This is a genomic window from Hydrogenophaga sp. (assembly GCF_030373225.1).
Lineage (GTDB): Bacteria > Pseudomonadota > Gammaproteobacteria > Burkholderiales > Burkholderiaceae_C > Hydrogenophaga.
Map to the genome: position 1 here is coordinate 16,743 of NZ_JAUCZG010000037.1, position 20,551 is coordinate 37,293.

Consider the following 20,551-nt stretch of genomic DNA (forward strand, 5'->3'; position numbering starts at 1 on the left):
TCCGGCGTTCACGGCGTGGCCGGCGCGGCGGCAGGGAACAGCGTTGGCGGATCTCCGGGTCGCCAGCGCGGCACCCGCAGCATGGCCTGCGCCATCAGCGCACCACCGGCCCAGGCATCGTGCCAGCGCCGCGTGGCGGCCCACGGCGAGGCGGCCCACCAGGCGGCGTCCACCCCGGCGAACTGGCGCACGAACGGGAAGATCGCGGCGTCCACCAGGCAGGGACGATCTCCACCGAGCTGGGGTGAGCGGGCGAGCCGCGCCTCCAGCGGCTCGACGAGGCAGGCCACCGCCTGGTCGCGCCACGCGCCGGCGCTGCGCCCGGGGTGGCGATCGGCGTATTTGTAGCGATCGAGGGCCTGCTTGAAGTCGCCGTCGCAGAGATCGACCAGTGCGCGCAGCCCGGGCGCGCCGGCGCGTTCGAGCCAGCCGTCGGCATCGTGTTGCTCCAGCGCCCACTGCATGATTTCGCGGCTGTGGGCGATCACCTCGCCGTGCACGAACTGCAGCACCGGCACGGTGCCCGCTGCCGAAGCCGCCAGCAGGTCGGCCGGCTTGTCCGACAGCACCACCTCGCGCAGTTGCACCGCCACGCCGGCCTGGCACAGCGCGAGGCGGGCGCGGATGGCGTAGGGGCAGCGGCGGAAGGAATACAGGATGGGCAGCACAGCCCGACATGATGGCACGCAGGGGCGTGCGTCCTGCCTGGCCAAGGCACACGGGCGGGGTCAGGCTGCCCCTGGCCCTGCAAGGCCGACAGCGGCGCGCTAAGCTCCTGCGCAGTTTTGTCCAGACCCGAGGAGACCCCCCATGGAAGACCCACGCTGCTGCGGTACCGGCACCTGCATCATCAACGACGAAGGCCAGTGCTGGTGCGGCCAGACCTGGGACGGCGAGCGCATGTGCTTCGCCCAGGTTGCACCCACGCCTGCCCCGGCGCTGGACAGCCCGCCGCCACCTGGCGACGAAGCACCCCGCTGAGCCCGGCCACGCGGCCGTTGCGCCGCTGGTGGCCAGGGTGTGAGCGCACCCGCATGGGTTGGGCACCGTACAGACCCCTCATGCCCATTGCCCGAGGCTTGCATCCTTGACAGGCGCAGCGTTGCGTCTGCCCACCCCGGAGATGCCAACATGCCTCGCGCCGATTCCGAGTCCCGACTGCCCGCTGTGCCTTCCCGACCCACCCAGGCGACGGCGCCGCGCCCGATCCTCACCCACAGCGCCAATGCCGTGGTGCCCCTGCACTGGTTGTCCACGGCCGCTGCGTTCTCAGGCACCGGCGGACTGGTCAGTGGCGACGACCTCGCGGACCTGATCCGCCACCGCTGCGAAGCGGCGGGCTGGTTGCCCGACTCCGAGCCGGTGTCGCTGGTGGCCCGCTGGATCGTGACCCGTTCGGTGATCTCGCTGGACAGTCCCTGGGGTCCGATGTTCCCGCTGTTCCAGTTCGACCTGCCCACCGCGTCGGTGGTGGACGCCATGGCGCCGTTGCTGGCCGAGCTGACCCGGGTGTTCGACGATGTCGAGCTGGCGCTGTGGTTCGTCACCCCGAACGACTGGCTGGGTGGCGCCCGCCCGGTGCACGCCATGCAGCACAGCCTGCCCGCGGTGTTGCAGGCCGCCCGGGCCGACCGCTTTGTGGCCGGCGGCTGGTGAACGGCCCGACGACAAGCGGCCCCCGGCATTGAGCGTGCTCAACGCGGCTGCAACACCGGCCCGCACACTGCTCCTGCCTCACCCACAGGAGACACCATGAAACAGCTTCAGGACAAGCCGACGCGCAAGCAGGCCAGCAGCCGCACGGGCAAGCGGGTCAATGCAGCGCAGGGCGCCACCCCGGCCACCGACAGCATGGCTGGCCACGACAGCTTTGGCGTCGAGCGCATCCACGCGGTCGCCTACGGGTTCTACGAGGCCCGTGGCTGCGTGGACGGCCACGACCTCGACGACTGGCTGGCGGCCGAGGCGGCGGTGGCCCGCGAGGTGCAGGGCAGCCGGTCCGGCAAGGCCGCCGCAGACCACTGAACGCAGCCTGCTGACGCGGGTCAGTTCCGGCCAGCCCAGTCGAGCGCGGCCTTGCCACCGGCGGCCGACGCGGTGCTCACCAGCGTGCCCCAGGCCATGTCGACCAGCGAGAGCTTCCACGGCCAGTCCTTGAGCGTGGCCCAGTTGGTCAGGTCGTAGGTCGCATAGGTGAAAAAACCGAACAGCGCGGCCAGGGTGAGCGTGGTGCCCCAGCTGTGGGGCGCGGTGTGCGGGGCGACCGCGAAGATCACCAGGCCGAGCGCGAACAGCAGGTAGAACACCACGGCCACCAGCACGTCGCCGTTGGGCAGCACCAGCAGCCAGCGCGGGTGGTCCAGCCCGCTGGCGAACGCGCCCACACGCAGGCCGGCGGCCGGCACCGGGGACCGGCCGGCCAGTCTTTGGCCGGTGCGATGTTGACGGTGGGTATCAGTGTGGAGCCGGGTTCTTGCAGGGTCGGGCCGGGCCGGCAACCGGCTGCCGGGAATGAAGGTCGCAGGGCCAGGTGGGGAGGGACTCATCGGTGCAGCCTAAGCCCCGCACCCCGGCGTGTCCATGCAAGTCCCTCACAAGACGCACGCCCGTGCCCTGTGTGGGCCAGCGAACGGACAAGTCGCGTCACAATGTTTAGGTTCACTGCAGGCTGCCCGCTTCGGGCTGCGCCGCAACGCACTCCCCCCACCGATGCCAGAGCAACGTCCCGCCGATCCCACCCCCTCCGCCGGGAACCACGAGCTGTCCGAGGACGGCCGGCGCAGTGCGCTGCTCAAGGCGGGAGCGCTGCAGAACGCCATTCTCAACAGCGCGAACTTTTCCATCATCGCCACCGACGAGCTGGGCATCATCCAGATCTTCAATGTGGGCGCCGAGCACATGCTGGGCTACCGCGCCGACGAGGTGATCGACCGGGTGAGCCCGAGCGACCTGCACGATCCGATGGAGGTGACGGCCCGCGCGGTGGCACTGAGCACCGAGCTCGATACGCTGATCGCGCCCGGCTTCGAAGCCCTGGCCTTCAAGGCCTCGCGCGGTATCGAGGACATCTACGAACTCACCTACATCCGCAAGGACGGCAGCCGGTTTCCGGCCATCGTCTCGATCACCGCGCTGCGCGACGACGACGCCGGCCTCATCGGCTACCTGCTGATCGGCACCGACAATTCCGCACGCAAACTGGTGGAACGGCAGCTCAACGAGGCGGTGGCCGCCGCCGAAAAGGCCAATCTGGCCAAGTCCGATTTCCTCTCGAGCATGAGCCACGAACTGCGCACGCCGCTCAACGCCATCCTGGGTTTTGCGCAGCTGGTCGAGTCGGGAACACCTGTGCTCACCGCCACGCAGAAGCGCAGCATGGACCAGATCCTCAAGGCCGGCTGGTACCTGCTGGACCTGATCAACGAGATCCTGGACCTCGCGTTGATCGAGTCGGGCAAGCTGTCGCTGTCGGTGGAGCCGGTCTCGCTGCAGGAGGTGCTGACCGAATGCCGCTCGATCGTGGAGGCGCAGGCGCGCCAGCGCAGCATCGGCATGGCCTTTCCGCGGCTGCCGGCGCACAGCTATGTGAAAGCCGATCGCACCCGCCTGAAGCAGGTGCTGATCAACCTGCTCTTCAATGCCATCAAATACAACAAGCCGGCCGGCCACGTGTCGGTCGAATGCACTGAACGCACATCGGGCACGCTGCGCATCAGCGTTCGCGACACCGGCGCGGGGCTTTCGTCCGAGCAGGTGAGCCAGCTGTTCCAGCCGTTCAACCGCCTGGGTCAAGAGGGCGGCAAGGAAGAGGGCACCGGCATCGGCCTGGTCGTCACGCAGCGGCTGGTGGGACTCATGGGCGGCGAGATCGGCGCCGACAGCGTCGTGGGCGTGGGCAGCGTGTTCTGGATCGAGATGGCCCTGGCCACCGCACCGGGCATGAGTCTGGAGATGAGCGACGAGCCGGTGCCCAGCACGGCCGACAACAGCGCACCCATTCAAACCGTGCTGTATGTGGAAGACAACCCGGCCAACCTGGAGCTGGTCGAGCAGATCATTGCCCGGCGCGGCAACCTGCGGCTGCTGGGTGCGGCCGACGCCAGCCTGGGCATCGAATTCGCCCGGGTCTACCGGCCCGAAGTCATCCTGATGGACATCAACCTGCCGGGCATCAGCGGCACCGAGGCGATGAAGGTGTTGCGCGGTGACGCGGCCACGGCCCACATTCCCGTCATTGCGCTCAGCGCCAATGCGGTACCGCGCGACATCGAGCGCGGCCTGCAAGATGGCTTCTTCAACTACATTACCAAACCCATCAAGGTCAGCCAGCTCATGGACGCCATCGACGCGGCGCTGTTGGTTTCCCGGCAACGGCAACTCGGCGACAGCCTGCAAGACAACACATGACCATCACTGCCAAAGACATCCTGAGTGCACGCGTCCTGATCGTGGACGATCAGGCATCCAACGTCCTGTTGCTCGAGGAGATGCTCGCCAGCGCGGGCTACACCAATGTGCACAGCACGATGGATCCGGGCGCGGTGACCGGCATGCACCGCCGCACGCCGTTCGACCTCATCCTGCTCGACCTGCAGATGCCGGGCATGGACGGCTTCCAGGTGATGGAAGGGCTCAAGGCCAATGCGATCGACGATTACATCCCGGTGCTGGTGATCACGGCCCAGCCGGGTCACAAGCTGCGCGCGCTGCAGTCGGGCGCCAAGGATTTCGTGAGCAAACCCTTCGACATGCTCGAGGTTCGCACCCGCATCCACAACCTGCTCGAGGTGCGGCTGTTGCACCAGCGCCTGGCCAACCTGAACCATGCGCTCGAACGGGAGGTGCTGGAGCGCACCGCCGAACTGCGCGATAGCGAGGCCCGCTACCGCGCCCTCACCGAACTGGCCACCGACTGGTACTGGGAGCAGGACAAGGACGGCCACTTCGTGCGCGTCTCCGGCCCGGTGCTGGAAATGCTCGGCCTGCGTGTGGACCCGCTGGTGGACGGACCCGCCATGGCGGTCGAAGACGACGGGTGGGACCCGGTCCAGCGCGCCGACCTGCAGGCCCGCATCACGGCGCGTGCGCCGTTTCTGGACGTGCTGCTTCACCATGAAATGCCGGACGGGAAGCAGCGCAGCTACCGCGTCAGCGGCACGCCCATGTTCGACGCCTCCTGCAACTTCACCGGCTACCGCGGCTTCGGGGTCGAGATCCTCAGCTGAGTGCGCCCGCCCGGCTGCCTCAGGCCGGACCGAAGAGCATCGCTCCGGCCCAGCCCAGCGAACCGCCCATGGACAGGCCCAGCAGCACGTCGCCGGGGAAGTGCGCGCCGGCATAGACGCGCGCCCAGGCGGTGGCCAGTGCTGTGGCACCCAGCAGCGCCAGCAAGGGGTGCGTGGGTGCCGCGACCGCCATGAAACCCACGACCGCGCCCATCACCGCCGCGTGCGTGCTCGGCAGGCCGGCGCGAGGGCCGTGCCCGAGGTGGTTCTGGCTCAGCCCCAGCGCAAAAGGCCGGGGCGCTGCCCAGCGCGCCGCGCACTGCTTGCTGAGCACTTGCGCCAGCGTGGCCACACCCAGGCACTGCAGCGCGGTCCAGCCGCCGCCCTGCAAGCCCAGGGTCATCAACATCAAGGTCGGCAGCAGCACGATCCAGCTGTGCTGCGCCACCGCGCACGCCACCGGCAGCCAGCCGGCGCGCGCGCCGTGCCCGGCCCCCATCCGGCGGAACAGCCACACATCGAACGGGCGCCGGCCCCATGTGGTGGGTTCGCTGGGCGTGCCGACAGTGGGTTCCATGGCCGTGTCTCAGTTCGACTGCGGCAGGCTGTCGCTGCGCACCGACAGGTTCTGGATGCGGGTGTCCTGATCGGCCGCGGCGTCGGCCACACCAAACGGCGTGGTCCGTGGATACCGGTTCGCCAGGTGGCTCGAGAAGGCGTTCTGCTCTGCGCCCGGTGTGGTGAACAGGTTGCCGCTGCCCGGGGCGAGGTCGACTCGGGCAGGGGCCGAGAGCGAGGCGAAGGGATAGCCATCGCCGCCACCGGCCAGGAAGCCCAGCGTGACCAGCCGGTAGGTGCGCGCCGCCACCTCGGGTGTGAAGGCGCCCGCGGCGTACACCACCTGCGGGCCGGTCAGCGGGCCGGCGCCGTCCGGGTCGTCGACCACGATGGTGCGCACACGCGAGCCGGCAGCCAGGCCGGGGTCGAAGCTGAAGCGCACACCGGCCACCTGGGGGAACTTGCCCTGGGTGGAATTCACCAGCCAGTCGGACACGCCGTGCTCCAGCAGGGTCTTGAGTTCGGCGGGCGTCACGGTGAGCAGCGACAGGCCGTTGTTGAAGCGCAGGGCGAATTCGATGTCGAGTTGCGAGATGTCGCCCGCGAGCTTGCCCACCGTCGGGTTGGGCCGGGTGATGCCCTTCACGCCGCTGGTGGAGCCCGGCGGTGCGTCGACCGAACCGAGCGAGGATCGGATGCCGCCACCGTTCTTCAGCGACAGCGTGGTGCCGCCTTCGATCGTCTGCGCGTAAGCCAGGTTGGTTTCGGCCGTGAGGTTGCCCAGGTTGGTTTCCTGGTTGCGCACCAGCACACGGTCGCCTTCGAGGTAGACGCTCGCAGCGCCGAACAGGTTGCCGTCCTTGGCCGCGATCACCGCAGCGATCTTGTCGGTGATCGCCACCACGCCCGGCAGGGCATCGGCCAGCGTGAGGCCGGCGCGCGCCAGACCGTCGGTGTCGGTGGCCCAGGCGCCGTTGAGGGCGGTGTCGAGCCTGCCGGTGATCACGCGGCCCTGGGCGTCGAACGGCAGCACGATGCGACCGAGGTACTTGTAGTCGGCGTCCACGTTGACCACCAGCACCGGCTCGCTGCCCGGCGAGGTGAAGGACAAGGGGTAGACGCCACCATTGGTGTCTCCGGGGCGTATGCGGTCGTTGGCGTCGTACAGGCCGGTGTTGGAGCCGCCCGCGATGATCAGGTCCACACCACGCAAGCGGGTGGCGAGCTGGCGCTCCACCTGCAGTTGCTGCATGTGGGCCAGCAGGATGATCTTGTTGATGCCCGTCGCGGTCAGGGCGTCCACCGAAGGCTGGATCTCGGCGGCCAGCGCGTCCACGGTGGCCGCCGCGCCGCCGGCGGGCGCCACGCCGATGTTGCCCACCGAGGTGATGGAAGGCAGCGTGGGTGTGCTGGCACCGACCACGCCGATGCGCTCGCCGTTGACGGTGATCACCGTGTACCGGGCCAGCTTGTTGTTCAGGCTGGAGGCCTCGGCACCGTCGTTGGCCGCGTCGGCCAGGCTGGCGAGGTTGCTGTCGCTGGTGAAGCTCAGGTTGCTGGAGAGGTAGGGAAACCGCGTGCCGCGCCAGGGCCCGGAGGAACGCAGCAGCGAGCCGAAGAAGTTGGTGCCCAGGTCCAGGTCGTGGTTGCCCACGGCCGAGGCCTGTACCCCCATGAGGTTGAGGATCTCGATGTCGCCCCGGCCGGCGCCACTGGCCCCGAGCTCGGGGTTCAGCGAGGCGTCGTCGGAGGCATTGAAGAACGGACCCGGAATGTAGTTGTCGCCCGATGACAGGAACACCGTGTTGTTCGGCATGTCGGCGCGGAATCGTTGCAACAGCGCCGACAAGCCCTTGGCATTGGTGACCAGATCACCGCCGCTGTCCATGTCGGCGACGTGCAGCACCTGCAGGCTGAAGGCGGTGTCGGGCAGCGGCGCCGCCGGCGCTGGCGCGGGACTGTCGCTGCCCCCGCCACAGGCGGCCAGTGCCAGTGCCAGTGCCGATGCCAGCAGGCTGCCCCGCAGGAGGTTTCGGGTCGGTGTGGTGTGAAGGAATTTCGCCATGGTCGTGGTGCGCTCGGGGCCGCAGGCAGCGGGAGTTGGGGGGAGGGATCGGGAGATGTGTGTGGCAGCACACGCAGTGTTGGGTTTGCCCGTGTCCATTTCATGACAGCACCGGACCGGCGGGGTTCGGGCCGGCACCCCATCGCATATCCTGCAAGGTGTTCGACGATCTGGATCAGGCATGACATTCCCCGGGACCCGTTCCCCACCCGACCTTCACGCTGCGCCGGCACCAACGCCCGCGTGGGCGGCGCGCTGCCGCTGATGCAGTGCCCCCTGTTCAATCCGGCGGCGGCGCTGCAGTTCGTGGTCAATGGCCGGTCCGGCCATGCCGATGCCGAGGCCACGCGCGAGGTGATCGAGGCGGGCCTGCACGAAGCCGGACGCGCCGGGGCGGTGCTGTTCGCCTTGCCCGACGAACTCGTGCGTGTGGCCCGCGAGGCGGCGACCCGGGCCCGCTCCGAGAACTCGGCGGTGGTGGCGGTGGGCGGTGACGGCACCATCAACACGGTGGCCCAGGCGGCCCACGCGGCGGGCTGCACGCTGGGCGTGATTCCCCGCGGCACCTTCAACTACTTCGCGCGCGAGCACGGCGCCCCGACCGAAACCTCGGACGCTGTGCGCTGGCTGCTCGACGCGCGGCCCGAGCCGGTGCAGATCTCGGCCATCAACGAGCAGGTGTTTCTTGTCAACGCCAGCCTGGGCCTCTACCCCGACCTGCTGCAGGACCGGGAAGCCTGGAAGGCCCGCTTCGGCCGCAGCCGCTGGGTGGCGTTCGGTGCGGGCATCGCCACGTTGCTGCGCGCGCAGCGCCGCCTCAAGCTGTCGATCGCCTGGGACACGGAGGTGCGCTCGGTGCGTGCGCTCACCCTGTTCGTTGGCAACAACCGCCTGCAGCTGGAGCAGCTCGGACTGGGCGACGTCGGCGAGCGCTCCGAAGGCGCCGAGGCCGACGCTCACGTCACGGCCGTGATCCTCAAGCCGATCGGTACCCTGGCCATGCTGGCCCTCATGTTGCGCGGTGCGCTGGGCCAGCTGGGCGAAGCCGGCGGCATCGAGCGCTTTGTCTGCCAGCGCCTGGAAGTCAAGCCGACCCGGCTGCTCGGGCGCCGCCGGGTCAAGGTGGCGTTTGATGGCGAGGTTGGCTGGATGCGGGCGCCGCTCACCATCCGGGTGCTGCCGCAACCGCTGTGGCTGCTCAAGGCCGCGCCTTCGAAGGCCGCGCCATGAGCGTTCTGCTGCAGGTCTCCGATCCGCACTTTGGTACCGAGCGCGCCCCGGTGGTCGAGGCGCTGGTGGCGCTGGCCGGGCAGTTGCGCCCCGACCTGGTGGTGCTGTCGGGCGATATCACGCAGCGGGCGCGCCCTGAGCAGTTCAGCGCCGCGCGCGCCATGATGGACCGGCTGGGCGCGCCGCTGCTGGCGCTGCCCGGCAACCACGACATTGCGCTGTTCGACCTGTGGAGCCGTGTCGTGAAGCCCTATGCGCGGTACAGCGCGGCCTTCGGCACCGACCTGGCGCCGGTGTTTGCTTCGGCGGACCTGCTCGTCATCGGCGTGAACACCACGCGTGCCCGGCGCCACAAGGACGGCGAAGTCGGCAGCGAGCAGATCGCCGAGGTGGCTCGCCGGCTTGCGCAGGCCGCGCCGGCCCAGCTGCGGGTGGTGGTGGTGCACCAGCCGATCGACGTGATGCGCCCGCAGGACCTGCCCGACCGCCTGCACAACCACCGCGCCGCGCAGCAGGCCTGGGCGCTCGCCGGTGCCGACATCGTCATGGGTGGCCACATCCACCTGCCCTACGTGATGCCCTTGCCCGGGCTGGCGCGCCCGCTCTGGGCGGTGCAGGCCGGCACGGCGGTGTCCAGCCGCGTGCGCAGCGGCGTGCCGAATTCGGTGAACGTGGTGCGCTGGTCGCCACAGGGCGACTGCGCGGTCGAGCAGTGGGACCATTCGCACGACCAGGCGGCGTTCGTGTGCGCCATCCGCACGCCGCTTCAGCCCCGGCGGAGCTGAAGCGGCGCAGCCCGCCTCAGGCCTCAGTAGTGCGGCGGCAGTTCGTCGCGCGGATCGCGCGGCGCCGCCGACAAGCCCTCGTCGCCACCCCGCTGGCGCAGGCGACCGACCTCGCGCAGCAGCAGGTCGATCTGCTCCTGCTGCCGGGTCACCAGCTGGTTCAAGGTGTCGAGCAGATCGTCGGCGTAGCTGGCCTTGATCTCGAGATCGGTGAGGCGCTGCTCGGTGTCGGGCGCGTGTCGCAGGGATTCGTTCATGCCGCCATTGGAACGCATCCGGTGCCGCCAAAAAAAACCCGCGCCGGCAGGACGTGGTCCTGCTTGCAGCGCGGGGAAGGGGGAGTTCTGTGGCGGGGTGCTGTGGTCAGACGCGCGGTTCGCCGTTGCCGTTGACCAGGATGGTGCGCCCGGGCTGCGAGGTCATCTGCACGCGGTGGCCGACACCGCGGAAGGTGTAGGTCACGTCCCAGTAGTCGGGCTGGCCGCCGCGGTTGGCCGCTGGCGTGCAGCGCTGCACCTCCTGTGTCTGGGGCGGGTTGCCAAAGCCGTTGCGACCCACGTTGGAGCCGACGGCCGCACCGGCCACGACGCCGCCGACGGTGGCGAGATCGCGTCCGCTGCCGTTGCCGATCTGGTGACCCAGGATGCCGCCGATCACGGCACCGGCGATGGCGCCGGGAACGTTGCGCTGGGGCTGCTGCACCACCTCTTCGCGCTCGATCCAGCAACGCTGTCCGCTGTTGGGCCCGACCACGGCACGCACCGAGGTCACTTCGGCCTCGTACAGCGTTTCCTGGTTGCGGCGGCGGTAGTCGCGGCGTTCCTGCTGCTGGGCCTGCGGGTATGTGCTCGGGTACTGGTACACCGGCTCGGGAACCTGCGTGACCGGTTGCTCGTACACCGGGTAGGGCACGGCACAGCCAGCCAGGCCCGCGACCGCAAGGGTGGCCAGCGCGCCGAGGCGCAGCAAGGGGGCAGAGCGCTTGTGGGAGGTGTTCATGGAAATTTCCTGGTGTGACAGCCGGATGGCGGGGCACGGTGCGTGGCACCGGCGATGGGTTGAAGGATGTTCGATGCTGCGGCGGTGGTCTGTACGCTGGCGCGCATGAACGGTGTCGCTGCGGTAAAGAACGTCACCAGGCCTTGCAGGCCCGTGCCCGGGTGGGTGCGGCAGCGAACAGACCCCGGACCCCTCCCGCCCTTACAAACAGGTTCGCCCTCCCGGACTCCTTCCGTTGGCGTTCAAGCAGGAGAAGCCCATGTCGAAGCCCACCGCCTTTGCCCCCCGCTGGGACACCTCCTCCTTCGGTCACCCGGCCGACACCTCGCCGATGGAATGCTCGGTGCTGGCCGACCACCTCTCGGCGTGCAGCCGCTCGCGCGGCCCCTGGCAGGCGGTCCGCCAGGCATCCGCGTCGCTGCGCGGCTTCGTGGTCCCGCGCATGCTCACCACCACGCTGGTCGTTGCCCTGATCGCAGGTGCAGCCTGGCTTGTTTCGTAGGTGACGCAGCGCGAACCAGCCGGTCTGCCCGACTGGGTGCCGCAGCCTGTTCGGCGCATGCTGGATGCTGCGCTGGGTCCGGCGCTGGAGCCGATCCGCGCTGAAATCTTCGGCCTGGCGCGCTTCGAGCAGCACGGCCGCAGCCTGGCCGAGTCGCACCGCGCGGCGCGCGCGGGCTTCGGCCGCTCCAGCTTCTACCCGAGGCTGCAGGACAACATCGAGAGCCTGCGCCTGTCGCACGCGCACATCGCCAGCCACGCCCACAGCGGGCAGGACATCAGCCCCGGCGCCGAGTGGCTGTTCGACAACTTCCACCTGATCGAAGACCAGTTGCGGGAAATCCGCGAGGGTCTGCCGGCGCGGTATTACCGCACCCTGCCGGTGTTGCAGGATGCGCCCCTGCAGGGCCTGCCGCGCATCTACAGCATCGCCTGGGCCTTCGTGGCCCACACCGACGGCGCCTTCGACGAGTCGCTGCTGGTGCAGGTCATCAACGCCTACCAGGAGGTGCACGAACTGCACCACGGCGAGCTCTGGGCCCTGCCCACGACGCTGCGCGTGGTGCAGGTGGAAAACCTGCGCCGGCTGGCCGACCGCATCGCCAGCCACAAGGCCGCGCGCGAACTGGCCGCCCTGGTCGCACACCGCATCGACGACCTGGACCTGGCCACGGTGCAGCAACTCCATGCCGTGACGGTGCAGCGCGGCGTGAGCAGCGTGTTCCTCTACCACCTGGCCCAGTTGCTGGACGGCCACCGGCCGCCCACGGGCGACGTGTTCCTGCACGAGCTGCGCCCCTGGTTGCACGAGCGGGTGCCCGATCTGCCGGCCCTGCAGGCGCAACACCAGGCCAACCAGGCGGCCGACCACCTGAGTGTGGGCAATGCCGTGACCGCGCTGCGCCTGATCGGCGCGGCCGACTGGTCCGGCATCGTCGAGCACACCAGCCGCGTGATGCAGCTCATGCTGGGCTCTGCCGTCTTCACTGCCGAAGACGATGCCACCCGCAGCACCACGCTGCACCAGATCGAGCGCATGGCCGCCCAGAGCCAGCGCAGCGAGACCGAGGTGGCGCAAGTGCTGCTGGCGCTGCTGGAGGCCGACGGTCAGCGCTCGCTGGCCGGCCACTGGCTGGCCGGTGCCGGGCGCGTGGCGCTGGAGCAGCGCCTGGGCCTGAACCGCCGCGCCCGCAGCCTCGGGCGGCGGGCACTGCGCCTGGCGCGCGTGCCGACCTACCTCACCGCCATGCTCGCCGGCTCGCTGGGTCTGGTGGCGCTGGTGCACGCACAGGCCGCCACGCCGGCCGAGGGCTGGTTGGGCCACGCGCTGGCCGCACTGGTGCTGCTGCTGATGGTGTTTCCGGCGTCCGAGACCGTGGTGGCGGTGGTCAACCGGCTCATCACCGAATCGGCGCGCCCGGCGCACCTGCCGCGCTTCCTGCTGGCCCAGGGCATACCGCCGTCGGCGCGCGTGATGGTGGTCATTCCGGCCCTGCTGGGCAACCCGCAGGCGGTGGCACCGCTGGCGCACCGCCTGCACCTGCACTTTCTGGCCAACCCCGAAACCCACGCGCAGTTCGCTCTGCTGAGCGACTTCGCCGATGCCGACAGTCCGCAACTGCCCACCGACGCTGCGGTGCTGGCCGAGGCGGTGGCGCAGTTCACGGCTCTCAACGAGCGCCACCCCGCGGCGCCGGGCGAGGCGCCACGTTTCCTGCTGCTTCACCGCGAGCGCACGCTGAGCACGACGCAGGGCCGCTGGATCGGCTGGGAGCGCAAGCGTGGCAAGCTCGAGCAACTGGTGGCCGCCCTGGTGGACCACACCGCCGGACCGTTCATGGCGCTGGGCGAGGTCTCGCGCATGGCGCCCGACACCCGCTACCTGTTCACGCTCGACAGCGACACGCAGCTGCCGCCGGGGCGCCTGCGTGCGCTGGTGGGCGTGGCCGAGCACCCCGACAACCAGCCCCGGCTGGACGCCAGCGGGCGCCGGGTGGCGCAGGGCTACGGCATCCTGCAGCCGCGCGTGGTGCCGCCGCTGCCCGAGACCTCGCTGACCTCGCCCTGGCAGTGGCTCACCGCCGGCCAGCGCGGACTCGACCCCTACAGCGCGATGAGCTCCGACGTGTACCAGGACGTCTTCGGCGAGGGCAGCTTCACCGGCAAGGGGCTGCTGCACGTGGCCACGATGCACGCGGTGCTCGGCGCCCGCCTGCCCGAAGACCGGGTGCTCAGCCACGACCTGATCGAGGGCGCGCTGGCACGCTGCGCGGTGGTGTCCGACGTGACCCTCATCGAAGCCGACCCGGAACACGCCGACGTGGCCGCGTCACGCCTGCACCGCTGGACCCGGGGCGACTGGCAGCTGCTTCCGTTCCTGCTGCAGCCCACGCGCTGGCGCCTCTCGCCCATCAACCGCCTGAAGCTGCTGGACAACCTGCGCCGCTCGCTGGTGACACCGGCCTCGCTGCTGCTGCTGCTGCTGGCCATGTGGGGCGTGGGCCTGAGCCTGGGTGCGGCGCTGTGGCTGGTGGTGGCCGCGCAGGCCGCCGCGCCGCTGCTGGGCGCGATCGCCGGCTGGGTGCCGCACCGTGCGAGCCTGCTGGGGGAACGTTTCGCCCGGGCCGCCGCTGCCGACAGCCTGCGCGCCGTGCTCGGCGGCGTTTGGCACACCGTGCAGCTGCTGCAGCAGGCGCTGCGCGCCGGCGACGCGGTGCTGCGCACCGGCTGGCGCATGGCGGTCTCGCGGCGCCAGCTGCTGGCCTGGACCACCGCCGACGCGGCCAGCGCGGCGCTGCGCCCGGGCCTGTGGCCTTCGCTCAAGCGCCATGCGATGGAGCCGCTGGTGGCGCTGCCGCTGCTGGCGCTGCTGTGGCTGGGCACGCCCCGGCCTTCCGTGCTGGCGGTGGCCCTGCTGCTGCTGTGGGCGCTGGCGCCGGTGCTGTCGTGGCTGGCCCACCGGCCGTGGCCCGGCAGTGGTCCGCGCCCGCTGGCCACAGACGACCGCGTGCTGCTCGAAGACCTGGCGCGCGACACCTGGCGCTACTTCGAACGCTGTGTCGACGAACAGAACCGTTTTCTGCCGCCCGACAACCTGCAGATCCTGCCCTACGACATGGTCGCCCACCGCACCTCGCCCACCAACATCGGGCTGTACCTGCTGAGCACCGCCTGCGCCCGCGAGATGGGCTGGATCGGCACGCAGGACCTGCTGCAGCGCATGGAGGCCACGCTGGCCAGCCTGCAGCAACTCGAACGCCACCGCGGCCACTTCCTGAACTGGTACGACACCCGGACCCTGCAGGCGCTGCTGCCGCGCTACGTCTCCACCGTGGACAGCGGCAACCTCTGCGTGCACCTGCTCGCGGTGGCCCAGGCCTGCCGCCTGCTGCTGCGCGATCCACATGCCACCCAGGCCACGGCCCAGGCGGTGCAGCGCAGCCAGGAGCGACTGGCGCCGGCGCTGCCGAAGCACCAGCCCTGGCTCGAATCGACCCTGGCCCTGCCGCTCGACCAGACCGCGCTCGGTCGGCTGCTGCAGTCCCCGCTGCCCGACCCGCTCGATGCCGCCGCCGGTGCGGCGTTTGCCGCCCTGCTGGACGATGCCACCGGCGAGCTCGCGCGCGTTCCGCACCCGAGACCCGAGCCCGACGCCGGCGCATCGGGCGTGAGCAACGAGATCGCACGCGACCACGACAGCCTGCACGCCCTGCTGGGCGACCACCTCGCCACGCTGCGCTCGGCCAGCCTGGACCGCAGCGCGGCGGCCGAAGGCGGCGGGCCGCGCGCCACGCGCCGACTGCTCGATCTGGCGGTGGCGCTGGAGGCGCTGGCCTGGGCGCCGGAGTTCGGTTTTCTCTACCACCCCAAGCGCCACCTGCTGCACATCGGGTTCCGGCTCGATGACCAGGCACTCGACGCGTCGTTCTACGACCTGCTGGCGTCCGAGTCGCGCAGCACCAGCCTGCTGGCGATCGCCAAGGGCGACGTGCCGCTGAAGCACTGGACGGCGCTGGGCCGTCCGCTCCATGCCAACGGCCGGCATGCGGTGCTGCGCTCCTGGTCGGGTTCGATGTTCGAGTACCTGATGCCCACGCTGGTGATGGCCGAGCCGCACGGCAGCGTGCTGTCCGAGGCCAACTGCTCGGCGCTGATGGAGCAGATCGCCCACGCGCACGAACGCTCGCTGCCCTGGGGCGTGTCCGAGAGTGCCTATGCCGGGCGCGACCAGTCGCTGGCCTACCAGTACGCGCCGCAGGGCGTGCCCCGGCTGGCACTGCGCCGAACGCCGATGGCCGAACAGGTGGTGGCGCCATATGCCACCGCGCTGGCGACCCAGGTCAACACCCGACTGGCCTGCGACAACTTCGAGCGGCTGACCCGCCTGGCGGCGCGCGGGCGCTATGGCTTCATCGAGGCGCTGGACTTCACCGTCACGCGCCAGACCCTGGGCGGCAGCTGCACCCCGGTGGGCACCTACATGGCGCACCACCAGGGCATGAGCATCGTGGCGCTGACCAACGTGCTGCGCGCCCGCGTGGTGCAGCGCTGGGGCATGGCGCACCCGAACCTGGAGGCTGTGTCCTCGCTGCTGCACGAACGCACGCCGCGCATGCTCTCGGCGCTGGTGCACCCGCCGCTGGCCAACCTGCCTCTGAAGGCCCTGCAGCGCCGTGCCTCCGAGCATGTGCGCCGCGTCGTGCCGGGCGAGAAGGCGCTGGAGCCCACGCACCTGCTGTCCAACGGCCGCTACAGCGTGAGCCTGCGCGCCAACGGCGCGGGCTGGAGCCGGTGGGGAGACACCGGCATCACCCGCTGGCGCGATGACGCGCTGCGCGATGCCTGCGGCAGCTTCGTTTTCGTGCGACTGGACCACAGCGCCCCGCCGGTGTCGGCGAGCAGCCACCCCGCACCCGACCCGGGCGCGCAGTACCAGAGCACCTTCCACACCGACCGTGTGGTGTTCGAGGCCCACTGGCCCGAACTGCGTGTGCAGACCACGGTGTGGGTGAGCCCGGAAGACGACATCGAACTCAAGCGTGTCGTGCTGACCAACCGCAGCACCGAGGTGATCGAGCTCGAGCTGATCTCGGCCTTCGAGGTGACGCTGGCCCGCTCGGCCGCCGACGAGGCGCACCCGGCGTTCTCCAGCTTCTTCGTGCAGGCCGACTGGCTGGCCGAGCAGCAGGCGCTGCGTTTTGTGCGCACGCCGCGCCTGCAGACCGAGAGCATCCTGCAGGCTGCGCATTTCGTGGCCGGTGTGAAGGGGGAGGTGCTGGGCCTGCTGTGCCAGACCGACCGCGCCCAGTGGGTCGGCCGCAACCACAGCAGCGACCGGCCGCTGGCCCGGCTGGTGCCGGTACCGGCCGAATCGACGGTGCTGGAGACCGGGCTCGACCCGGTCGCCGCCCTGGGGGTGAAGCTGCGCCTGTTGCCGGGCGCACAGGCTTGCGTCACCTTCGCCACCGCCGCCAGCGACAACGCGGCCCAGCTGCTGGCCATCGTCGACAAGTACCGCCAGCCCAGCTCGGTGGAGCGCGCCTCGGTGATGTCGGCCACGCTGGCCAGCATCCAGGTGGGCCCCGGTCGTCCCCGCCTGGACGACCTGCCCGCGTTCCAGGCCCTGACCTCGGCGCTGGTGATGACCCTGCCCAAGGTGGACCTGCCGTTGCAGGACGCGCGGGTCCACCGCGTGTGCGACCGCCGCACCCTGTGGCCGCTGGCGATCTCGGGCGAACGCCCGCTGGTGCTGGTCAGCGCCGGATCGCCCCAGGGCCTGGGCCTGCTGCGCACCCTGGTGCAGGCGCTGCGCGAGTGGTCGCGTGCCGGCGTGGCCTGCGATGTGGTGGTGCTCAGCAGCGAAGCGCATTCGTACCAGATGCCCTTGCAGCGCGAGCTCGCGCTGCTGCAGGAGCAGCTGCAATCCCCGCCGCACGGCGAGACCGCTGGCGTGCTGCACCTGCTGCGCACCGACGCGCTGTCGGCCGAACAGCTCGCCACGCTGGACGCGCTGGCCCGCATCCACCTGCGCGCCTCGGGGCGCAGCTGGTCGCAGCAGATCCAGACCTGGAGCGAGCGTTTCGATGCCGCGCGCCATGCCCGCAGCAATGGCGGCCACGAGCGTCTGCCCACCCACAGTCCGCGCCACGAGCCCCTGCCCAGCGAGGGCGCGTTCGAGGCCGCCGGCCGGCGTTTCGCCTTCGAGGTGTCTGCCGCCCGACGGCCCCCCCGGCCGTGGATCAACGTGCTCGCCAACCCGGCCTTCGGCGCCATCGTGTCGGAGAGCGGCGGCGGCAACACCTGGGCCGGCAACAGCCGTCTGAACCAGCTCACCGCCTGGGGCAACGACCCGGTGGCCGACACGCCGGCCGAGTGGTTCCTGCTGCAGGACCGCCGCACCCAGGCGGTGTGGAGCCTGGCGCCATCGGCCTGGGGCGATGCCGACGCCACGCACCGCGTGGTGCATGCACAGGGCCGCACCAGCATCAGCCACCGGCGGGGTGATCTCGACATCACGGTGCACTGGAGCGTGGACGCGGTGACCGCGGTCAAGCAGGTGCGCATCGAGATCATCAACCGGGGCCTGCAGATGGCGCACCTGCGCACCGTGGCCATGGTGGAGTGGCTGATGGGCGAGAAGCGCAGCGACCGCGCCACCCTGCACACGCGCCGCTGCCTGGCCGCCGAGCCCGACGGTCTGGTCGGCCTGATGGCCACCCAGACCGAAGCCGGGGCCGGCTGGGGCGGGGGCACGGCCTTCCTGGTCGAGGCCCATGCCACGCCGGGCGGCAGCGCGGTCCTCGACTGGACTTGCGACCGCGCGGCTTTCTTCGACGCGGAAGGCCGTTGGGTGCTGCCGCAGCGCCTGGGCCAGCGCTGCGGCAGCGGGCTCGACCCGTGCGCCGCGCTGTCGCGCCCGGTGACGGTGCGCCCCGGCGCCACGCTGGAACAGGTGTACCTCATGGGCCATGCAGCCTCGCCCGGTGCCGCGCACGAACTCGCGATGCGCGCCATGAAGCAGGTGCCGCGCGAACGCGAAGACGCCACCCGCACCCGCTGGGATGAACTGCTCGGCGCCACCACCGTGGTCACGCCCGACCCGCTGTTCGACGCCATGACCAACCGCTGGCTGCTCTACCAGACGGTGTCGTCGCGGCTGTGGGCCAAGGCCGGCTTCTACCAGGCCGGTGGCGCCACCGGCTACCGCGACCAGTTGCAGGACACGATGGCGCTGAGCTGGGCCGCGCCGAGCCTGCTGCGCGAGCAGATCGTGCTGTGCGCCTCGCGCCAGTTCGAAGCGGGCGACGTGCAGCACTGGTGGCACGCGCCGGGTGGCGCCGGCGTGCGCACGCATTTCTCGGACGACCTGCTGTGGCTGCCGTTTGCCTGCGCGCATTACCTGCGCACCACGGGTGATGCCGCCGTGCTCGACGAGCGCGTGCCCTTTCTGGAAGACATCACGATTGCGCCCGGCGCCGAAGACGCCTACGACACGCCGCGCGTGAGCGCTGTGCTGGCCAGCGTGTACGAGCACGCCGCGCGCACCATCGACCGCAGCCTGCCGGTGGGCGTGCACGGCCTGCCCCTGATGGGCACCGGCGACTGGAACGACGGCATGAACCGGGTCGGCCACGAAGGCCGGGGCGAGTCGGTGTGGGTGGCCTGGTTCCTGTGTGCCTTGGTGCTCGACTGGATCGTGCTGGCGCGCGAGCGCGGCGAGTTCGAGCGTGCTGCACGTTGGGAAGCCGCGTGGCAGGGCTGGAGCGAAGCGCTGGAGACCCACGCCTGGGACGGCCAGTGGTACAGGCGGGCTTTCTTCGACGACGGCAGTCCGCTCGGCTCGCACACCCAGCCCGAGGCCCGGATCGACCTGATCGCGCAGGCCTGGTCGGTGCTCAGCGCCCAGGCGCCGCTGGCGCGCCAGCGCCAGGCCATGGAGGCCGCAGCGTCCGGGCTGTTCAACCCGCAGGCCGGGCTGATCCAGCTGCTCACGCCACCGCTGCAACATGCCCAGCCCAGCGCGGGTTACATCCAGGCCTACCCGCCCGGTGTGCGCGAGAACGGTGGCCAGTACAGCCATGCGGGTGTGTGGGGGCTGATGGCGGTGGCCGCACTCGCCGTGCAGGAGCCGCCCGATTCGCCCACCCGCGACGCGCCGTACCGCTGCTTCACCTGGCTGAGCCCGGCGCACCGGTCGCAAAGCGCCGAGTGGGGCACCGCCTACGGTCTGGAGCCCTATGCCATGGCGGCCGACGTGTACAGCCAGCCGCCGCACCTGGGGCGCGGTGGCTGGAGCTGGTACACCGGCGCGGCCGGCTGGCTGCACCGCGCAGCCATCGAGTCCATCCTGGGCCTGAAGATGACGGCGCACGACCTGTGCTTCACGCCTTGCCTGCCGGCGCACTGGCCGCGTGCCGAGATCACGCTGGTGCGCGACGGACGCACCATGCGATTCGTGCTGGTGCGCCAGAGCGCAGACGCCGTTCGCGCGAGCTGGGGCCGCCAGGGCGTGGGTCTTCTCGCTGTGGGCGAGCACCTGGCCTGGACGGCGCTGCCGGCGCACAGCGTGTTTGTGGTGTCGCTGGAGGGTTCTGTTTCGGACTGACCAACGGTTGAACATTTATATGTTCGGTTCCGAACGGACGGGCGGGCACATACCTGTCATGCTTGCAATGTCTCCGGATCAAAGCCAGACCAAGAGCTCTTTCGGTACCTGCGACCACCGCCCTCCCGGAGGAAAACCACTTGACCTCACCCGATTCGCAGCGCCTGAACCAGCTGCTGGCGGCCTTGCCCGATGTCGAGTGGGAACGCTGGAAACCCCAGCTGGAACTGATTGACATGCCGCTGGGCAAGGTGCTGTACGAGTCCGGTGCGGCCATCGCGCATGTGCATTTCCCCACCACGGCCATCGTCTCGTTGCTCTATGTGCTGGAGAACGGCTCGTCCGCCGAAACCGCGGTGGTGGGTTTTGAAGGCGTCGTGGGCGTTTCTGCCTTCATGACCAGCGGCTCCATGCCGAGCCGTGCCGTGGTGCAGAGCGCAGGCCAGGGCTACCGCCTGCGCGCCGATGCCATTCGCTCCGAATGCGAACGCTCGGGCCCGGTCTTGGGTTTGATGATGCGCTACACCCAGGGAACGTCTGCACAACACCCGCAGCGGCGAGTGCTGATGCGCGATGTTTCAGA

15 protein-coding genes and 2 pseudogenes are annotated in these 20,551 nt (G+C 70.4%); 10 read left to right on the forward strand and 7 right to left on the reverse strand.

Annotated features, from left to right (window positions below; all coding sequences use genetic code 11):
- Window positions 1-8 precede the first annotated feature (8 nt).
- Window positions 9-668: a glutathione S-transferase N-terminal domain-containing protein gene (locus QUV35_RS16820; RefSeq protein WP_300876737.1), complete on the reverse strand. Its 660-nt coding sequence runs from the start codon at window positions 666-668 to the stop codon at window positions 9-11.
- 142 nt (window positions 669-810) lie between these two features.
- Between QUV35_RS16820 and QUV35_RS16825 the strand changes: the two genes are divergently transcribed.
- The 3 genes from QUV35_RS16825 (at window position 811) to QUV35_RS16835 (ending at window position 2,025) form a co-directional block, all read left to right on the forward strand.
- On the forward strand, window positions 811-981 hold the full coding sequence (locus QUV35_RS16825; protein WP_300876740.1) for a hypothetical protein: 171 nt from the start codon (window positions 811-813) through the stop codon (window positions 979-981).
- A 150-nt stretch (window positions 982-1,131) separates the two neighbouring features.
- The gene (locus QUV35_RS16830; protein WP_300876743.1) at window positions 1,132-1,656 is read left to right on the forward strand and encodes a hypothetical protein; all 525 of its coding nucleotides are present in this window, start codon (window positions 1,132-1,134) and stop codon (window positions 1,654-1,656) included.
- Window positions 1,657-1,752: 96 nt separating this feature from the next.
- Window positions 1,753-2,025: a DUF2934 domain-containing protein gene (locus tag QUV35_RS16835; RefSeq protein ID WP_300876746.1), complete on the forward strand. Its 273-nt coding sequence runs from the start codon at window positions 1,753-1,755 to the stop codon at window positions 2,023-2,025.
- A gap of 20 nt (window positions 2,026-2,045) precedes the next feature.
- On the opposite strand, the gene QUV35_RS16840 is transcribed toward QUV35_RS16835, so the two are convergent.
- Complete coding sequence (locus tag QUV35_RS16840; protein ID WP_300876769.1) at window positions 2,046-2,321, reverse strand: DUF2177 family protein; 276 nt, start codon at window positions 2,319-2,321, stop codon at window positions 2,046-2,048.
- Window positions 2,310-2,479 (reverse strand): annotated as a pseudogene (locus QUV35_RS16845) (sorbosone dehydrogenase family protein); the annotation flags it as partial. The pseudogene QUV35_RS16845 and the gene QUV35_RS16840, both read right to left, overlap by 12 nt.
- Window positions 2,480-2,709: 230 nt before the next feature.
- Between QUV35_RS16845 and QUV35_RS16850 the strand changes: the two are divergent.
- Both QUV35_RS16850 and QUV35_RS16855 read left to right on the forward strand, forming a co-directional pair.
- Window positions 2,710-4,407 (forward strand): ATP-binding protein, encoded by a 1,698-nt coding sequence (locus QUV35_RS16850; protein WP_300876749.1) that lies wholly within the window; start codon window positions 2,710-2,712, stop codon window positions 4,405-4,407.
- Complete coding sequence (locus tag QUV35_RS16855) at window positions 4,404-5,225, forward strand: response regulator (protein WP_300876752.1); 822 nt, start codon at window positions 4,404-4,406, stop codon at window positions 5,223-5,225. Before QUV35_RS16850 ends, QUV35_RS16855 begins: the two co-directional genes overlap by 4 nt.
- Window positions 5,226-5,244: 19 nt before the next feature.
- Here QUV35_RS16855 and QUV35_RS16860 read toward each other — a convergent pair whose 3' ends face one another.
- Both QUV35_RS16860 and QUV35_RS16865 read right to left on the reverse strand, forming a co-directional pair.
- Window positions 5,245-5,802 (reverse strand): phosphatase PAP2 family protein, encoded by a 558-nt coding sequence (locus tag QUV35_RS16860; RefSeq protein ID WP_300876753.1) that lies wholly within the window; start codon window positions 5,800-5,802, stop codon window positions 5,245-5,247.
- Between the two features lie 9 nt (window positions 5,803-5,811).
- On the reverse strand, window positions 5,812-7,848 hold the full coding sequence (locus tag QUV35_RS16865; protein ID WP_300876754.1) for a bifunctional metallophosphatase/5'-nucleotidase: 2,037 nt from the start codon (window positions 7,846-7,848) through the stop codon (window positions 5,812-5,814).
- A 264-nt stretch (window positions 7,849-8,112) separates the two neighbouring features.
- Between QUV35_RS16865 and QUV35_RS16870 the strand changes: the two genes are divergently transcribed.
- Together QUV35_RS16870 and QUV35_RS16875 are read left to right on the forward strand one after the other, a co-directional pair.
- On the forward strand, window positions 8,113-9,078 hold the full coding sequence (locus tag QUV35_RS16870) for a diacylglycerol kinase family protein (protein WP_300876756.1): 966 nt from the start codon (window positions 8,113-8,115) through the stop codon (window positions 9,076-9,078).
- On the forward strand, window positions 9,075-9,863 hold the full coding sequence (locus QUV35_RS16875) for a metallophosphoesterase (protein WP_300876759.1): 789 nt from the start codon (window positions 9,075-9,077) through the stop codon (window positions 9,861-9,863). The genes QUV35_RS16870 and QUV35_RS16875 overlap by 4 nt, the downstream gene beginning before the upstream one ends.
- A gap of 23 nt (window positions 9,864-9,886) precedes the next feature.
- Here QUV35_RS16875 and QUV35_RS16880 read toward each other — a convergent pair whose 3' ends face one another.
- Both QUV35_RS16880 and QUV35_RS16885 read right to left on the reverse strand, forming a co-directional pair.
- Window positions 9,887-10,120, reverse strand: a complete 234-nt coding sequence (locus QUV35_RS16880; RefSeq protein ID WP_300876762.1) for a SlyX family protein — start codon at window positions 10,118-10,120, stop codon at window positions 9,887-9,889.
- Between the two features lie 106 nt (window positions 10,121-10,226).
- Entirely contained in the window at window positions 10,227-10,862 is a 636-nt protein-coding gene (locus tag QUV35_RS16885; protein ID WP_300876764.1) for a glycine zipper 2TM domain-containing protein, read from the reverse strand.
- A gap of 259 nt (window positions 10,863-11,121) precedes the next feature.
- Here QUV35_RS16885 and QUV35_RS16890 point away from each other — a divergent pair, with 259 nt between their 5' ends.
- The 3 genes and pseudogenes from QUV35_RS16890 to QUV35_RS16900 form a co-directional block, all read left to right on the forward strand.
- Window positions 11,122-11,364, forward strand: a complete 243-nt coding sequence (locus QUV35_RS16890) for a hypothetical protein (RefSeq protein WP_300876767.1) — start codon at window positions 11,122-11,124, stop codon at window positions 11,362-11,364.
- 57 nt (window positions 11,365-11,421) lie between these two features.
- A complete protein-coding gene (locus QUV35_RS16895; protein WP_300876770.1) occupies window positions 11,422-19,968 on the forward strand; it encodes a glucoamylase family protein in 8,547 nt (2,848 codons plus the stop codon).
- Window positions 19,969-20,108: 140 nt separating this feature from the next.
- Window positions 20,109-20,551: pseudogene (locus QUV35_RS16900) on the forward strand (Crp/Fnr family transcriptional regulator); the annotation flags it as partial.